The sequence below is a fragment of the Kingella denitrificans ATCC 33394 genome, from assembly GCF_000190695.1.
Classification (GTDB): domain Bacteria; phylum Pseudomonadota; class Gammaproteobacteria; order Burkholderiales; family Neisseriaceae; genus Kingella_A; species Kingella_A denitrificans.
The window spans coordinates 1,509,937-1,524,256 of the sequence record NZ_GL870929.1 but is presented as its reverse complement, the minus strand read 5'-3'; the positions used below and the strand labels follow the sequence as shown (position 1 = coordinate 1,524,256).

Genomic DNA, 14,320 nt, shown 5'->3' with positions numbered 1-14,320 from the left:
GCAATTCCTATTCAAATATGCAATTAAAGTTAAAATGGAAATCTTAAGAATTTTGGTGCCCATGGGCAGATTTGAACTGCCGGCCTCTCCCTTACCAAGGGAGTGCTCTACCCCTGAGCTACATGGGCTTGTCGCCTAATATTTAGATTTGGAGCGGGTGAAGGGAATCGAACCCTCACCGTAAGCTTGGAAGGCTTCTGCTCTACCATTGAGCTACACCCGCTTATCATCTACTCCAAATATCGGATGATTGGTGGTGGGAGAAGGATTCGAACCTTCGAAGCTTTCGCAACAGATTTACAGTCTGCCCCCTTTGGCCGCTCGGGAATCCCACCATAGAGAAACCGAACTATAACGATATTACGCCGATTCCGTCAAGACAATTTTTGTTTTTTTTCTTAATTATCTTGTTTTATTGCGAATTATTTTATTTTTCCGCCACAATTTTATAATATTTCGCCATCAATTCATCGTGGCTTTCGGGATGCTCTTCGTCAATCAGGATGCAATCCACCGGGCAAACTTGCTGGCATTGTGGCTCGTCGTAATGCCCAACGCATTGCGTACAGAGATTGGGATTGATTTCATAAATTTCTTCGCCTTGCGAAATGGCATCGTTGGGGCATTCTGGTTCGCACACATCGCAGTTGATGCATTCGTCGGTAATAAACAGTGACATGATTTGCGTCTCGTAATTGTTATTAAAAAATCGCGCGATTATAGCATATTTTGCCAAAAAGCAGCCTGCACTTTTTCAATTATTCCGCGCAATAACGGTATAGCCGCTGCTGCCCCTGTCCTGCTTTGCTTCGTTTTATTTCTTCTAAATAATCAGGAATTTCCGGAAAATCTCCCGCTTCAATATACACCAGCGCTTCATGATTCAGGCAACGGCCGAGGCGTGCGAACAGCGTTTCCCATTGCGCCCAGCGAAACGGCGGGTCAAGCATGACGATATCGAACTGCTGCTGCGTTTGTGTGAGAAACTGCAAGGCTTCTTGGGCATGAATCTGCACCTGTTGCGCCAACTGGAACATTTGCCGGTGCTGCTGCAACATGGCGGCGGCTTGTCGGTTGAGTTCACACATCACCACCGTTTTTGCGTGGCGGGACGCGCTTTCAAAACCCAGCGCGCCGCTGCCGGCAAACAAATCCAGCATGGTAAGCCCGGTCAAATCCTGGCCGAGCCAGTTAAACAGCCGTTCGCGTACGCTGTCGGGCGTGGGGCGCAGGCCTTCGACATCGGGAAACTGGATTTTCCGCCCGCGCAACTGGCCGCCAGTGATGCGGACTTGGTTACGGTGCTGCGGATGAATGTTTTGTTTTTTCATGATATTTCAAAGTGCAGGCTGCTTTTGCAGCGGGTCGTTTTGCAGGCAGGTTTGCAGTAAGGCAAACACTTCTTCCGCGCTGGGATTTTGTCCGATGCCGCCGATATTGGCTGTCCATGCCGACGGCTGAACGCCTGCTTTTGCCGGGTCGCTGTCGGTATATATGCCCACCACGGGGCGGTTGACCGCATTGGCCAAATGCAGCAAACCCGTATCCACACCCACAATGGAACGGGCATTTTTCATTAAAAAAGCAGCCTGCAACAAGGAAAGCTGCGGGCAAACCTGTGCAAAAGGCAGTTGGTCGGCAATGTACTGCGCACGCTGTTTTTCTGGCTCGCTGCCCCACGGCAGCAGCACCGGTAAGCCGTCTGTTTCGTGCTGCTTGCGCCACAAGGCCAGCCAGTTTTCCACCGGCCACAATTTCGCATCGCGGCTGGTGGCATGCGCCGCCACATGATAGGCATCGGGCAGTTGCAGGCTGCCTTGCGCGCCTTCGGGAATCTGCACGCCGAAATCGGGCGGGCTGTCGATTGTGTAACCAAAGGCTTGCGCCAAAATCATTCGGTTGCGCCACACCGCATCGCGCCCTTTGGGCACATCCACCGTGTAACGATACCAATGCGCCGCCCACGATTCGCGTGCCGATTCGCGGTTCAGCCCAGTAATCGGCGCATTTGCCCAGCGCGCGAACCATGCCGATTTCAGCAATCCTTGGCTGTCCACCACCTGCCGGTACTGCGCCTGCCGCAAATCGCGTTTCAACGCCGCCATTTCCTGCCATGTGGCCGATTGCAGCAAATGTTTGCGCCAATAGCGCCAGCGCATGGTATGGACGCGGCGCACAAAAGGATGCAGCCGCGCAATATCAGCAAAACCGGCTTCGCAAATCCAATCCAGTTCCACGTCGGGCCGGTGCCGTGCCAAATCGCTCACGGCCGGCAGCGTGTGAATCAAATCGCCCATGCTGGACAAACGCACCAATAATACTTTCATTATCCACCTGTTTTGATTTATGCCACAGGGCAGCCTGCAGCCCAATATGCCAATTTCTGCCGGCGCGTTTTCTGTTTCAGCGCATATTCCCACTGCAACGCCTGCGAATGCGTCAGGCAGCAGGCGACAATCCGCATTTCCACCACGCCGCGCATCCGCGTATAACGTGCAGCCTGCCCTTTTTGGTGCGCCTGCCACCGTTTGGCGGCATGGTTGCTGATGCCGCAATAAAGGCTGCCATCCGCACACCAAATCAAATAAACACACCACTGCATCCGCCAAGCCCTGCCCACGCGCCGTTAAAACGCGCTATTTTACGCGATTGCCCCATTTTTTTCAGGCTTTTTGCGGTTTTTTGCAAATACCGCTTGACACCGCCGCAATGATTCGGTATATTTCGCCTTTCTGACGCGGGATGGAGCAGCATGGTAGCTCGTCGGGCTCATAACCCGAAGGTCGTAGGTTCAAATCCTGCTCCCGCAACCAAATTCAAAACCGTTTATCTTGAAACAAGGTAAACGGTTTTATTTTTTGCCTACCCTTACCGCCTGCACGGCACATCGGGTATAATCTCGCCAATTTTATCCGACAACTCGATGGCAGCGTATCATGTCTTTTATCCAAGCAGACGATATCATCATCCACGGCACCACCAGCAACGGCAAAGTGTTCCGTCCCAGCGATTGGGCGGAACGGCTGTGCGGCATTTTATCTTCGTTCAATAAAGACCACCGCCTGTCTTATCACGAATGGGTACACCCTGTTTTGATTGACAAAGTGCGCTGCGTTGCCATTTCGGCGCAACTGGAAACCATCGACCCGGGCATGTTCCGCTTTTTGATGGATTTTGCCGCCGACAATGATTTGCGCATGATGCACGGGCAGGATTTTATGGGCGAACAGCAGCCTGCACCCGTGGCCGAAACCACGACTGATGTGCCGCAACCGGCAGTGCCCGATGCAGCCTGCACCGAAGCCGCTGCAGAAGACGAACATCTTGCCGGCAGCGTGTTGCGCGAAATCCCGCCCGGCGAAACCGCATCCGCATTTGCCGCATTGAGCGTGCTACGCCCCACGCTGACCGACATCAACCGCTTTGTGGAACAGGTGAACAAAGTGCAGCGCGCGCAGGGCTACCGCCTGCTGGGGATTTTTGAAGAAGGCAAGGCCAATGCGGTGGCGGTATGCGGTTTCCGCGAAGAAACCAATCTGGCCAGCGGGCGGCATATCCATATCGACGATTTCGTTACCGTGCCGCAATCGCGCCGGCGCGGTTATGCGCAACGCTTGTTGCAGGAAGTGCACCGTATCGCGCAGGAAAACGGCATCGCGCAACTGCATGTGGACAGCAATGTCAGCAGCGAGCGCACGGCGGCGCACCGCGTGTATTTCCAAAACGGCTTTGAAATCAGTGCCTACCATTTCATCTGCACACTCTGCAACCCATAATTTCCACGCTTAAAAGCAGCCTGCACTTCGTACACGACCTTTACCGCCAAGTGCAGGCTGCTTTTGCATTCACACGGACACCACATCATGACCGCTTCCATGTATATCCTGCTGGCACTCACGCTGCTGTTTGCCAACCTGCCGTTTCTGACGCAGCGCGTTTTGGGCTTCCTGCCCGTGGCGCGCAAACATTTCGGCTACCATCTGATTGAATTGGCCATCGGTTTTGCACTGACGGCGGTTTTTGCCTATATTTTGGAAAGCCGCAGCGGCTCGGTACACGAACAGGGCTGGGCGTTTTATGTGGTGGCGGTGTGCCTGTATCTGGTATTTGCCTTCCCGGCATTTGTGTGGCGTTATTTTTGGCATTCGCGCAATAAGGAATAGCGCCGCATTGAATATAAAGAGAAAAAAGCAGTCTGCATCCGCAGAAGCCCAATAGCGGAGAAAACCCATGTTCGCATTTCATCAAGAAGACATTCAAACTTTGGAAGAATACCTGCACCCCTTCCCGCGCATGGAAGACATTTTCGTGCCGGAACAACCGTGGCTGGAAGCACACTTCCTGCCACTGATTTCCATTGATTTATCGGTGCTGAACTCCGAATGGCAAGGGCAGACAGTGCATATGATTACCCCGTTCGAGCCGTATGAAGGCTTAATCGGCGATGAAACGGAGGAGCACCACAACGAATTTACCGCGCCCAACTGGCTGGCCTTCCGCCTGCACGAAGACAACCGCTACGAATTTCTGGGCAACGAGGGCTTTTTTATGCGCAGCCCCGTCAATGATTACGGTGGGGAAATGGAAGAATATGTGGAAGAAATACGCGATTACCACCAAAAAAACCGTGAATATTTTGAAAAACACGGCATTTTGGTGAATTCCCGTTGGTTGAAAGATGACGAGGGGCCGAACCGTCAGAACTTCTTGGACGAACTGGGCGGCGGTTTTTGGTACGGCAACTGGCCGGGAACCGCGGAAATACCGAAAGCCTTCACATTAACTCTGCCGCCTGCCAGCATGAAGCTGGCCGATTTGGACGAACTGCCCGACGACGGCATTGAAATCGCCTATAACGGCAATCCGTTCCACTATATCGCCAGCGTGGCGGGCTACAATTATTGCAGTTCGGGTGCAGATATGATTCTGCTGATGTATGAACCTGTCAGCCGTATCGTGCTGTTTACTTTTGATTATTCCTAATGATAAAAAGCAGCCTGCACTTCCCAATCGGGGTGCAGACTGCTTTTTCTTCTTCATTCATCCCACTCAGAACGAATGCTCCAACGCAATGCGAATCCACTCGGTCAGCGAGTCGGGCAGGATGCCCCACACCAGCAGCAGCAACGCATTGACGGACAGCACACATTTCAGCAGAACGCTGTCGCTCAAAGGCGCATCGTCGGTTTTTTCGTCGAAATACATCGTCCGCACCACGCGCAGATAGTAGAACGCGCCGATGAGCGACATCACCACGGCAAACACCGCCAGCCAGAGCGCCCAACCGTATTGCGCCGCCACCAGGGCTTTGAGCACGGCGAATTTCGCATAAAAACCCATCAACGGCGGAATGCCGGCCATGCTGAACAGCACCAGCAGCATCACAAAGGCATACCAAGCATTGCGCTGGTTCAAACCAGCCAAATCGGCAATGTTCTCGCATTCTTTGCCTTCACGGCTCACCACCATCAGCACGCCGAAGCCTGCCAAGCTCATCAGGATATATGCCACTGCGTAATAAATAGCAGCCTGCAAACCAATCACGCTGCCCAAGAACGCCAGCAGGATAAAGCCCATGTGCGACACGGTGGAAAACGCGAACATCCGTTTAATATTGGTCTGCATGATGGCGGCCAGGTTACCCACCAGCAGCGACAATGCGCCAAGCGCGGCAAACACCAGCTGCCAGTCGCCTTTTTGCAACGCAAAACCTTCCACCAGAATGCGGAACGTGAACACGGTTGCCGCAATTTTGGGCATGGAGCCGATGAACGCGGCCACCGAAGTCGGCGCACCTTGATACACGTCGGGCACCCACATGTGGAACGGCACCGCGCCGAATTTAAACGCAATCGCCGCCACAATAAACAGCACGCCCAATTTCAGCAGCCAGCCGTTCACATGGCCGTCCGCCGCAGCTTGGGCAACGGCGGCAAAGTGCAGGCTGCCTGACGCGCCGTAAACCATGGAAATACCGTACAGCAAAATGCCCGATGCCAATGCGCCCAAAACAAAATATTTCAGCGCGGCTTCAGATGCCTGCACGCTGTCGCGGCGCAGCGCAATCATGGCGTACAGCGAAAGCGACAGCAGCTCCAAGCCGATATACGCCGTCAGGAAATGCGCGCTGCTAATCATCACGCTCATGCCCGTCGCCGCAAACATCGCCAAAGTATAGTATTCGCCTTTGAACATTTTTTGCGCTTTGTTATACGGCTTGGCATACACAAACAACGCGGCCGTACCCAAATACACGGTCAATTTGGCCAACTGTGACACGCCGTCCACCAGATAAAAGCCGTTGAACGCCTGTGCAGGCTGCCCTGTCCACACGGCTATCTGCGTAAACGCCGCCGCCAACATGGAACCGATGCTCAAATAATGCGTGATATAGCGGTTTTCGTCGCTGGTCCACAAATCCGCCAGCAGCACGCCGAACAACGCACACAACAACACAATTTCAGGTGCGGCAGCACTTAAATTCAAATTCATTTCCACGTTGCACCTCAAATCTTACTTTGCGCGATTTGCGCCATTAAATCGTTGGCCGCCTGATGTACCACCGCGATAAACGGCTCGGGATACAGGCCCATGCCCAACACGGCCACTGCCAAAATCGTCAGCACCGCAAATTCGCGGCAGTTGATGTCTTTCATTTCGGCCACGTGCGGATTGGTGATGTCACCGAAAATCGTGCGTTTGTACATCCACAGCGTGTAGCTCGCGCCCAAAATCAGCGTTACCGCCGCCAGCGCGCCCACACCCAAATGGTAATGCGTTGCGCCCATAATCACCATAAACTCGCCCACAAAACCCGAAGTGGCCGGCAAACCGGCGTTCGCCATGCCGAACAGCATCATGAACGCGGCAAATTTCGGCATCACGTTCACCACGCCGCCGTAATCGGCGATATTGCGTGTGTGCAGCCGGTCATACATCACGCCGATACAGAAGAACATGGCGGCAGACACGAAGCCGTGCGAAATCATCTGCATAATCGCACCTTTGAAGCCCCAAGCTTCAGGCTGGCCGTTTGCCATAAACATGAAGAAGCCCAGCGTGACAAAACCCATGTGGCTGATGGACGAATACGCCACCAGTTTTTTCATGTCGGTCTGCACCAGTGCAACCAAACCGATATACACCACCGCAATCAGGCTCAACACGATAATCGCAGGCGCGAAATAGCGCGAAGCGTCGGGCAGAATCGGCAGCGCAAAACGCAGAAAGCCGTATGCGCCCACTTTCAACGTAATCGCCGCCAACACCATAGAACCGCCCGTCGGTGCTTCAACGTGCGCGTCCGGCAGCCAGGTGTGCACGGGGAACATCGGCACTTTCACCGCAAACGACAGGAAGAAGGCGACAAACAGCAACTGCTGCACGCCCAGCGGAATGTTTTTCAGGTTCTGCAAATCGGTAATCATGAAGCTTTCGGCCTGCGCGCCCAGATAAATCAGCGCAATCAGCATCAGCAGCGAACCAGCCAGCGTGTACAGGAACAGCTTCATGGCGGCATACATGCGCCGCGCCCCGCCCCACATACCGATAATCAGGTACAGCGGAATCAACATGCCTTCAAAGAACACATAAAACAGAATTGCGTCCCGCGCCGCAAACGCGCCGTTAATCAGCCCCGTCATGATGAGGAAGGCCGCCATATACTGCGCCGCGCGTTTTTGAATCACCTGCCAGCCGGCCAGCACCACCATCAGCGTGATGAACGAATTCAGGATGATGAACAGCACGGAAATGCCGTCCACGCCCAGCGCGTAGTTCAGGTTCAGCGCGGGAATCCACGCATGCAGCTCCTGAAACTGGTAGCCGCCGCTGGTGCGGTCGAAATGCGTGAACAGCGGCAGGGTAACGGCGAAACTGGCCGCCGCGCCCAAAAACGCCAGTATCCGCGCCAGCGGCGCACGCTCGTCCGAGCCTGTCGCCAACACCAGCACGCCTGCCAGAATCGGCAGCCAAATGGTTAGGCTGAGTATGTGGTTGAAAAACATTGTGTTACCTGTTTGGTTGGGGAGTTATGGAAAAAGTTAAATTTCTGGGTATTTCAGTAATGCGGGCAGGTGCAGGCTGCTTTTATTGCCCGCCCTACTCGCTGCCTTCTTTTTCAATCACCAGAATTCGTGCTTCGCCGCAGGGATGGGCAACGTGTTCCGCGCCGATGCCTGCGTGGAAAATGTCGCCGCTTTTCAGCCGCACGATGTGTTCTCGTCCGTTTTCGCGGTAATGCATATCCACTTCGCCGTCCATCACGGCAAACACTTCTTCGCCGTCGTTAATGTGCCAGCGGTAGGGCTGGTCTGTCCAATGCAGGCGCACGGTGATGCCGTTCATATTGGCAATATCGCGTGCGCCCCATGCGCGTTCGGCGGCGAATTCGGCGGAACGGATAATGTCGATGGCGGCCATAAGGCGTTCCTTCGGGTGCAGGCTGCTTTTGGTTTTCAGGCAGCCTGCACTTTATTTAAACCACAAATTCCAGAAAAACGCGACAATCATTACCAGCAGGCCGAAGACCATGGTGGCGGCGTAGGTGTAAACAAAGCCGGTCTGCATTTTGCGTACTTGGGCGGCGATGCTGCCGACGGCGCGGGCGGCTCCGTTCACGATGCCGTTGTCGATAATCATGGTGTCGCCGACTTTCCAGAACAGGTTGCCCAGCACCCGTGCGCCGCGTGCGAATACGGCAAAGTAAATCGCGTCCAAGTAATATTTGTTTTCCAGCAGCCGGTAAATCGGTTTGCAGGCTGCCTGAATTTTGGCGGGCAGTTGCGGTGCGGCGCAATACAGGAACCACGCTGCGGCCACACCGCCAATCGCCAAATATAAAACGGGCGATGTGATACTGTGCGTTACCATGGCCATTGCGCCGTGGAATTCCTGCGCCATCTCGTGCATCACGGGATGGGCGGCTGCATCGACAAAAATCACGTCTTTGAAGAAGTCGCCGTACAGCATGGGCTGGATGGTCAGATAGCCGATAATCACGGACGGAATCGCCAGCAGCATCAGCGGCAGGGTAACAACCAACGGGCTTTCGTGCGGATTTTGGTCAGGGGCGAGGCCGTGGTGGTGGCCGTCGTCATGGCCGTGCGCATGGTGGTCATGCTTGGCTTCACGCCAGCGTTCTTTGCCGTGGAACACGATAAAGTATTGGCGGAAGGCGTAAAACGCGGTTACGAACACACTGGCGAGCACGGCAAAATAGGCGAAGCCGCTGCCAGGCAGGTGGCTCATTTTCACGGCTTCGATAATGCTGTCTTTGGAATAGAAGCCGGAGAAAAACGGCGTGCCGATAAGCGACAGGTTGCCAATCAGCATGGTGAGCCAGGTAATCGGCATATATTTGCGCAGGCCGCCCATGTTGCGCATGTCTTGGTCGTGGTGCATGCCGATGATGACCGAACCTGCGGCCAAGAACAGAAGGGCTTTGAAGAAGGCGTGCGTCATCACATGGAACATGGCCACCGAATAGGCGGACACGCCCAAGGCCACGGTCATATAACCCAGTTGCGACAGGGTGGAATAGGCAATCACGCGTTTGATGTCGTTTTGAATCGTGCCGAGGAAGCCCATGAACAGCGCGGTAATCGCGCCAATCACCATAATCACGCTCAGCGCGGTGGTGGACAATTCATACATGGGCGACATACGCGATACCATGAACAGGCCGGCGGTCACCATCGTTGCGGCGTGAATCAGCGCGGAAATGGGGGTCGGGCCTTCCATAGAATCGGGCAGCCAGACGTGCAGCGGGAACTGCGCGGATTTACCCATTGCACCGACAAACAGCAACAGGCAGGTGACGGTAATCAAATCTGTGCCCAAGAACGATACGTTCTGCACATTCGGCAGATAGGCAAACACGTCCGCATAGCGCAGGCTGCCACCGAAATACGCCAGCACCAAACCGATGCCGAGCACAAAACCGAAGTCGCCCACGCGGTTCACCAAAAAGGCTTTCAGGTTGGCAAAAATGGCGCTGTCGCGTTTGAAATAGAAACCAATCAGCAGATAAGACACCAAACCCACTGCTTCCCAGCCGAAGAAGAGCTGGATGAAGTTGTTGGACATAATCAGCATCAGCATGCTGAAGGTAAACAATGAGATATAGCTGAAAAAGCGTTGGTAGCCGACTTCTTCGTCCTTCATGTAGCCGATGGTGTAGATGTGCACCATCAGCGACACGGACGTGACCACGACCATCATCATGGCGGTGAGGCTGTCCACCAAAAAGCCGACCGAAAAGTCTGTGCCGCCCATGGTGAGCCAGGTATAGACGTTTTCGTCAAACTTGGCGCGCGTACCGTTGATGAAGCCCCACAGCACCTGCGCGGACAACACGGCGGAAACGCCCACGCCGAGAATGGTCGCTGTGTGCGCGCCTTTACGGCCGATTTGGTTGCCGAACAGCCCTGCTAACAGGCAGCCTGCAAGCGGGGCGAGGGCGATGAGTAGGTAGAGAGTCATGTCGGTCATTTTGAGTGAACCTTTATGGGGGGATTTGAATTTATGGAGTTGTTTTGTTTGGGGTGCAGGCTGCCTGAAAAGCCGCCTTATCCTTTCAGGCTGTCCAAATCGGCAATGTCGATGGATTTGCGGTTGCGGTACACCAGCACCATAATCGCCAAACCAATCGCGCTTTCGGCAGCAGCCACGGTCAGCACGAAAAATACGAACACCTGCCCTGCCGTGTCGCCCAAATATTGCGAAAAGGCAATGAAGTTGAAGTTCACGGCCAGCAACATGAGTTCGATGGACATCAGCAGCACGAGCACGTTTTTGCGGTTCATGTAAATCCCCATCGCGCTGATGCCGAACAGGAGCGCGGCGAGGACGAGATAATGGGTCAGCGTAATCATGCTTTGGTCTCCAGGTTTTCGGCGGGTTCGGGCTGGGTGGTCGGGGTTTGCACCACGCTTTCCATTTTCACGAGGCGCATACGGTTTTTATCGGCGGACACTTTAACCTGTTCGGCCGGGTCTTGGCGTTTGGGGTTGTTCGTTTTGCGGTGTACCAGCGCAATGGCAGCCACCATGCCGAGCACGAGCAGCACGGCGGCGAGTTCAAACGGCAGCAGATAGGCGGTGTAAATCTGTTTGCCCAAATCGCGCACGTTGCTGTAATCGGCAGGGATGTCTTTCATCAGGCCGAACTGGTTGAGCGCGGTGTCGGGCGCAAGGAAGATGGCAATCAGCAGGGCGGCCATCAGCACGCCGACCACCAGCGCGGCAGGGGCGTGCCGCCAGAAGCCTTGGCGCATTTCTTCCACGTCGATGTTCAGCATCATCACGACAAACAGAAACAGCACCATCACCGCGCCGACATACACGACCACGAGCGTGATGCCGAGAAATTCAGCCTGCATCAGAAGCCACATCATGGCGGAGGCGCAGAAAGTGAGCACCAGATGCAGCGCGGCGTGCACGGGGTTTTTGGCGGTTACGGTTTGCAGCGCGCCGTATAGAATGACGGCGGCAAACAGATAGAACAGGATGAGTTGGAAAGTCATGGTTTTGTACTTTCTGGGTTTGGGTGTTTAAAATTTTTTCGGGTGCAGGCTGCTTTTTGCAGACGGCCTATCCGCTCCGCCATCAGCGGTATGGCGCGTCCGCCGCTTTGCGTTTGGCAATTTCCGCTTCGTATTTGTCGCCGATGGCCAGCAGGATGGGCTTGGTCATGTGCAAATCGCCTTTTTTCTCGCCGTGGTATTCGAAGATGTGGGTTTCCACAATCGCATCGGTGGGGCAGGCTTCTTCGCAGAAGCCGCAGAAAATGCACTTGGTCAGGTCGATGTCGTAACGTGTGGTGCGGCGGGTGCCGTCTTCGCGCTCTTCGGATTCGATGTTAATCGCCATGGCGGGGCAGACGGCCTCGCACAGTTTGCAGGCGATGCAGCGTTCTTCGCCGTTCGGATAGCGGCGTTGGGCGTGCAGGCCTCGAAAGCGCACGGATTGCGGGGTTTTTTCTTCGGGGAAGTAAATCGTGTCTTTGCGGGCGAAGAAGTTTTTGAGCGTTACGCCCATGCCTTTGACGAGTTCGCCGAGCAGGAAGGTTTTGAAGAAATTGGCCATTTTGGTTTGCTCTTTCGGGTTGGGTGTTCGGGGTGCAGGCTGCTTTTTATAGTAGATTAAAATTGCAATGATACGGCGTTGGCTCGCCTTGACGTACCACCTGTACACCTTGCGGCTCGCCGCCTTGTCTCATTTTTATTTTAATCCACTATATCTTTTGCGTGGCAGCGTCTGCGCCGTTCAGTTTTCTGCGTATTGCGCCAAATCGGGGGCGGTTTTGGCAGGGATAAATTCGGTAATTTCGTAATCGGCAATGCCGGCTTGGTGAAATGGGTCTTCGCCGATAATGCGCTCTATCTCGGCGCGGCTTGCGGCACGGGCAACGATAATACCGCCGGTGCGCGGTTCTTTGCGCCCCGAAAACAGGAATACGCCGCTTTGGTAGTGTTTGTCCAAAAACTGCCGGTGGGCAGCCAGGTGCTGTTCCACTTGTTCGAGCGGGGCGGTGTAGGTCAGGGCGATGATGAACATGGGGTGTCCTTGTTATGCGGGTGCAGGCTGCCTGAAAACGCGGTTACAAGCTTACGCCTTCCTGTTCCATTTTGGCGGACAGGGCGGCAAGTTTTTTAGCGGGATCCAGCAAGGGATTTAACACATGGGCGACGCAATCTTCGGCAGATTGCGCTATCGCCACATCATCGGCAACTACTGCACCGTGAAAAACAAACGGCGGCAGAAACGGGGTTTTCAGCAAATTCGCGGTCTGCTGCAAAGGTTTTAAAAATTCGGACATGGAAAAGCTGTTATAGCCACCTGCTTGATACGAATCTGCCGGTCCGCCCGTAGAAATGGCGCACACCCACTCTTTACCCGCCAATACGCCGCCCTTGGGGCCGTATGCCCAGTTATAGGTCAGCACGTCGTCCAGCCACTGTTTCATCAATGGGGGAATGGAATACCAGTAAAACGGATGCTGAAACACCAGTCTGTCGTGCGCCAACAATGTGGACTGTTCTGCGGCGACATCAATTTTACCGTCGGGATAAAGTTCATAAAGTTTACGGACGGTTACGTTCGGTTCGCGTGCCAACCGTTCCGCCCATGCACGGTTTACTTTGGATCGAGCAAGGTTGGGATGGAACAGATTGATGAGCGTTTTCATATCATTTCCTTTTACGGTAAATTCACAGGCTGCTTTTGGATTTCAGGCTGCCCTTATTTCCACAAACTCAGCGGCGATACCATCCACGCCGCCAGCACGGCGATGGAAATGAAGCCTACGGGAATCAGCACTTTCCAGCCCAACCGCATGATTTGGTCGTAACGGTAGCGCGGGAAGGTGGCGCGAATCCACAAATAGCCGTACAGCACGAATGCCATTTTGGCGAACATCCAAATTGCGCTCGGTGTGCCGATAACGCCCCAGCTTTGCGGGAAGGGCGAAAGCCAGCCGCCGAGGAACATGATGGAAGTGAGCGCGCCGATTAAAATCATGAAAATATATTCGGCCAGGAAGAACAGTGCGAAAGCAAAGCCGGAATATTCCACGTGGTGTCCGGCCACGATTTCGCTTTCGCCCTCCGCTACGTCAAACGGCGCGCGGTTGGTTTCGGCCACGGCGGAAATCAGGTACACGAGAAACACGGGGAACAGGGTAAACCAGTTCCACGAGAAAATGGAACCGCCGGCAATGCCGCTGCTTTGCGCGGCCACGATGTCTTTAAAATTCAGGCTGCCTGAAACCATAATCACGCACACCAGCGCGGCGGACATGGCGATTTCGTAGGAAATGGTTTGCGCCGAAGCACGCATCGCGCCGAGCATGGCGTATTTGGAGTTGGAAGCCCAGCCGGCGATAATCACGCCGTACACGGACAGCGACGTAATCATCAGGATATACAGCAGGCCTGCGTCCACGTTGGTCAGCACCCATGTGTCGGAAAACGGCACAACCGCCCACGCGGCAAACGACGGGGCAAGCGCCATCATCGGGCCGATGTAGAACAGGTATTTGTTGGACGAGCTGGGGCGGGTCACTTCTTTAAACAGCAGTTTCAGCACGTCGGCAAACGGCTGGATTAAGCCCCACGGGCCGACCACGTTCGGGCCGACGCGAAGCTGCATAAAGCCGATGACTTTGCGCTCGAAATAGGTCAGATACGCCACCGTCAAAATCAACGGCAGCAAAATCAGCACGATTTTGACCAAAATGGCGACGATTAGGCCAATCGTTGCGCCTGTTTCGCCCATGCCGAGCGTGGTGGCAAATAGGGTTTGAAACCATTCTTGCATGA

Annotated in this window: 17 protein-coding genes and 4 tRNA genes; 4 read left to right on the top strand and 17 right to left on the bottom strand. The window is 54.4% G+C overall.

Features of this window, described 5'->3' with window-relative positions:
* Window positions 1-53 precede the first annotated feature (53 nt).
* From HMPREF9098_RS07715 to HMPREF9098_RS07685, 7 genes are all read right to left on the bottom strand, one after another.
* Window positions 54-128: transfer RNA gene (locus HMPREF9098_RS07715), tRNA-Thr, on the bottom strand.
* Window positions 129-149: 21 nt separating this feature from the next.
* A tRNA-Gly gene (locus HMPREF9098_RS07710) sits at window positions 150-223 on the bottom strand.
* A gap of 28 nt (window positions 224-251) precedes the next feature.
* Window positions 252-335: transfer RNA gene (locus tag HMPREF9098_RS07705), tRNA-Tyr, on the bottom strand.
* Between the two features lie 92 nt (window positions 336-427).
* On the bottom strand, window positions 428-679 hold the full coding sequence (locus HMPREF9098_RS07700) for a YfhL family 4Fe-4S dicluster ferredoxin (protein ID WP_003783588.1): 252 nt from the start codon (window positions 677-679) through the stop codon (window positions 428-430).
* A 79-nt stretch (window positions 680-758) separates the two neighbouring features.
* Complete coding sequence (gene rsmD / locus HMPREF9098_RS07695) at window positions 759-1,331, bottom strand: 16S rRNA (guanine(966)-N(2))-methyltransferase RsmD (RefSeq protein WP_003783586.1); 573 nt, start codon at window positions 1,329-1,331, stop codon at window positions 759-761.
* Window positions 1,332-1,337: 6 nt separating this feature from the next.
* Window positions 1,338-2,327: a lipopolysaccharide heptosyltransferase I gene (waaC, locus tag HMPREF9098_RS07690; protein ID WP_003783583.1), complete on the bottom strand. Its 990-nt coding sequence runs from the start codon at window positions 2,325-2,327 to the stop codon at window positions 1,338-1,340.
* A gap of 17 nt (window positions 2,328-2,344) precedes the next feature.
* Window positions 2,345-2,602, bottom strand: a complete 258-nt coding sequence (locus HMPREF9098_RS07685) for a GIY-YIG nuclease family protein (protein ID WP_003783580.1) — start codon at window positions 2,600-2,602, stop codon at window positions 2,345-2,347.
* 134 nt (window positions 2,603-2,736) lie between these two features.
* Here HMPREF9098_RS07685 and HMPREF9098_RS07680 point away from each other — a divergent pair.
* The 4 genes from HMPREF9098_RS07680 (at window position 2,737) to HMPREF9098_RS07665 (ending at window position 4,983) form a co-directional block, all read left to right on the top strand.
* A tRNA-Met gene (locus HMPREF9098_RS07680) sits at window positions 2,737-2,813 on the top strand.
* A gap of 123 nt (window positions 2,814-2,936) precedes the next feature.
* The gene (locus HMPREF9098_RS07675; RefSeq protein ID WP_003783578.1) at window positions 2,937-3,776 is read left to right on the top strand and encodes a GNAT family N-acetyltransferase; all 840 of its coding nucleotides are present in this window, start codon (window positions 2,937-2,939) and stop codon (window positions 3,774-3,776) included.
* Window positions 3,777-3,863: 87 nt separating this feature from the next.
* The gene (locus HMPREF9098_RS07670; RefSeq protein ID WP_003783573.1) at window positions 3,864-4,163 is read left to right on the top strand and encodes a DUF2818 family protein; all 300 of its coding nucleotides are present in this window, start codon (window positions 3,864-3,866) and stop codon (window positions 4,161-4,163) included.
* Between the two features lie 67 nt (window positions 4,164-4,230).
* Entirely contained in the window at window positions 4,231-4,983 is a 753-nt protein-coding gene (locus tag HMPREF9098_RS07665; RefSeq protein WP_003783571.1) for a hypothetical protein, read from the top strand.
* 66 nt (window positions 4,984-5,049) lie between these two features.
* On the opposite strand, the gene nuoN is transcribed toward HMPREF9098_RS07665, so the two are convergent.
* The 10 genes from nuoN to nuoH all read right to left on the bottom strand — a co-directional run bounded on the left by nuoN (window position 5,050) and on the right by nuoH (window position 14,318).
* Window positions 5,050-6,492: an NADH-quinone oxidoreductase subunit NuoN gene (gene nuoN, locus HMPREF9098_RS07660; protein WP_003783570.1), complete on the bottom strand. Its 1,443-nt coding sequence runs from the start codon at window positions 6,490-6,492 to the stop codon at window positions 5,050-5,052.
* 14 nt (window positions 6,493-6,506) lie between these two features.
* Window positions 6,507-8,006: an NADH-quinone oxidoreductase subunit M gene (locus tag HMPREF9098_RS07655; RefSeq protein WP_003783568.1), complete on the bottom strand. Its 1,500-nt coding sequence runs from the start codon at window positions 8,004-8,006 to the stop codon at window positions 6,507-6,509.
* A gap of 94 nt (window positions 8,007-8,100) precedes the next feature.
* Window positions 8,101-8,421: a cupin domain-containing protein gene (locus HMPREF9098_RS07650; RefSeq protein WP_003783567.1), complete on the bottom strand. Its 321-nt coding sequence runs from the start codon at window positions 8,419-8,421 to the stop codon at window positions 8,101-8,103.
* A 51-nt stretch (window positions 8,422-8,472) separates the two neighbouring features.
* The gene (gene nuoL, locus HMPREF9098_RS07645; RefSeq protein WP_003783566.1) at window positions 8,473-10,491 is read right to left on the bottom strand and encodes an NADH-quinone oxidoreductase subunit L; all 2,019 of its coding nucleotides are present in this window, start codon (window positions 10,489-10,491) and stop codon (window positions 8,473-8,475) included.
* A 77-nt stretch (window positions 10,492-10,568) separates the two neighbouring features.
* Window positions 10,569-10,874, bottom strand: coding sequence for an NADH-quinone oxidoreductase subunit NuoK (gene nuoK, locus HMPREF9098_RS07640; protein WP_003783564.1), 306 nt, complete (start codon window positions 10,872-10,874; stop codon window positions 10,569-10,571).
* The gene (locus HMPREF9098_RS07635) at window positions 10,871-11,524 is read right to left on the bottom strand and encodes an NADH-quinone oxidoreductase subunit J (RefSeq protein ID WP_003783562.1); all 654 of its coding nucleotides are present in this window, start codon (window positions 11,522-11,524) and stop codon (window positions 10,871-10,873) included. The genes nuoK and HMPREF9098_RS07635 overlap by 4 nt, the downstream gene beginning before the upstream one ends.
* Before the next feature lie 82 nt (window positions 11,525-11,606).
* On the bottom strand, window positions 11,607-12,086 hold the full coding sequence (gene nuoI, locus HMPREF9098_RS07630) for an NADH-quinone oxidoreductase subunit NuoI (RefSeq protein ID WP_040564363.1): 480 nt from the start codon (window positions 12,084-12,086) through the stop codon (window positions 11,607-11,609).
* Window positions 12,087-12,266: 180 nt separating this feature from the next.
* Window positions 12,267-12,557: a YciI family protein gene (locus HMPREF9098_RS07625; protein ID WP_003783558.1), complete on the bottom strand. Its 291-nt coding sequence runs from the start codon at window positions 12,555-12,557 to the stop codon at window positions 12,267-12,269.
* Between the two features lie 43 nt (window positions 12,558-12,600).
* The gene (locus HMPREF9098_RS07620) at window positions 12,601-13,188 is read right to left on the bottom strand and encodes an NAD(P)H-dependent oxidoreductase (RefSeq protein ID WP_003783556.1); all 588 of its coding nucleotides are present in this window, start codon (window positions 13,186-13,188) and stop codon (window positions 12,601-12,603) included.
* Between the two features lie 53 nt (window positions 13,189-13,241).
* Complete coding sequence (gene nuoH, locus HMPREF9098_RS07615) at window positions 13,242-14,318, bottom strand: NADH-quinone oxidoreductase subunit NuoH (RefSeq protein WP_003783554.1); 1,077 nt, start codon at window positions 14,316-14,318, stop codon at window positions 13,242-13,244.
* Between the last annotated feature and the right edge of the window lie 2 nt (window positions 14,319-14,320).

Excerpts from the sequence above, each read along its gene's own strand:
- HMPREF9098_RS07700 (WP_003783588.1), bottom strand. The coding sequence starts at position 679 with ATGTCACTGTTTATTACCGACGAATGCATCAACTGCGATGTGTGCGAA.
- HMPREF9098_RS07655 (WP_003783568.1), bottom strand. The coding sequence starts at position 8,006 with ATGTTTTTCAACCACATACTCAGCCTAACCATTTGGCTGCCGATTCTG.
- rsmD (WP_003783586.1), bottom strand. The coding sequence starts at position 1,331 with ATGAAAAAACAAAACATTCATCCGCAGCACCGTAACCAAGTCCGCATC.
- nuoL (WP_003783566.1), bottom strand. The coding sequence starts at position 10,491 with ATGACCGACATGACTCTCTACCTACTCATCGCCCTCGCCCCGCTTGCA.
- HMPREF9098_RS07650 (WP_003783567.1), bottom strand. The coding sequence starts at position 8,421 with ATGGCCGCCATCGACATTATCCGTTCCGCCGAATTCGCCGCCGAACGC.
- HMPREF9098_RS07670 (WP_003783573.1), top strand. The coding sequence starts at position 3,864 with ATGACCGCTTCCATGTATATCCTGCTGGCACTCACGCTGCTGTTTGCC.
- HMPREF9098_RS07635 (WP_003783562.1), bottom strand. The coding sequence starts at position 11,524 with ATGACTTTCCAACTCATCCTGTTCTATCTGTTTGCCGCCGTCATTCTA.
- HMPREF9098_RS07665 (WP_003783571.1), top strand. The coding sequence starts at position 4,231 with ATGTTCGCATTTCATCAAGAAGACATTCAAACTTTGGAAGAATACCTG.
- nuoK (WP_003783564.1), bottom strand. The coding sequence starts at position 10,874 with ATGATTACGCTGACCCATTATCTCGTCCTCGCCGCGCTCCTGTTCGGC.
- HMPREF9098_RS07625 (WP_003783558.1), bottom strand. The coding sequence starts at position 12,557 with ATGTTCATCATCGCCCTGACCTACACCGCCCCGCTCGAACAAGTGGAA.
- nuoI (WP_040564363.1), bottom strand. The coding sequence starts at position 12,086 with ATGGCCAATTTCTTCAAAACCTTCCTGCTCGGCGAACTCGTCAAAGGC.
- nuoH (WP_003783554.1), bottom strand. The coding sequence starts at position 14,318 with ATGCAAGAATGGTTTCAAACCCTATTTGCCACCACGCTCGGCATGGGC.
- HMPREF9098_RS07675 (WP_003783578.1), top strand. The coding sequence starts at position 2,937 with ATGTCTTTTATCCAAGCAGACGATATCATCATCCACGGCACCACCAGC.
- nuoN (WP_003783570.1), bottom strand. The coding sequence starts at position 6,492 with ATGAATTTGAATTTAAGTGCTGCCGCACCTGAAATTGTGTTGTTGTGT.
- HMPREF9098_RS07685 (WP_003783580.1), bottom strand. The coding sequence starts at position 2,602 with ATGCAGTGGTGTGTTTATTTGATTTGGTGTGCGGATGGCAGCCTTTAT.
- HMPREF9098_RS07620 (WP_003783556.1), bottom strand. The coding sequence starts at position 13,188 with ATGAAAACGCTCATCAATCTGTTCCATCCCAACCTTGCTCGATCCAAA.
- waaC (WP_003783583.1), bottom strand. The coding sequence starts at position 2,327 with ATGAAAGTATTATTGGTGCGTTTGTCCAGCATGGGCGATTTGATTCAC.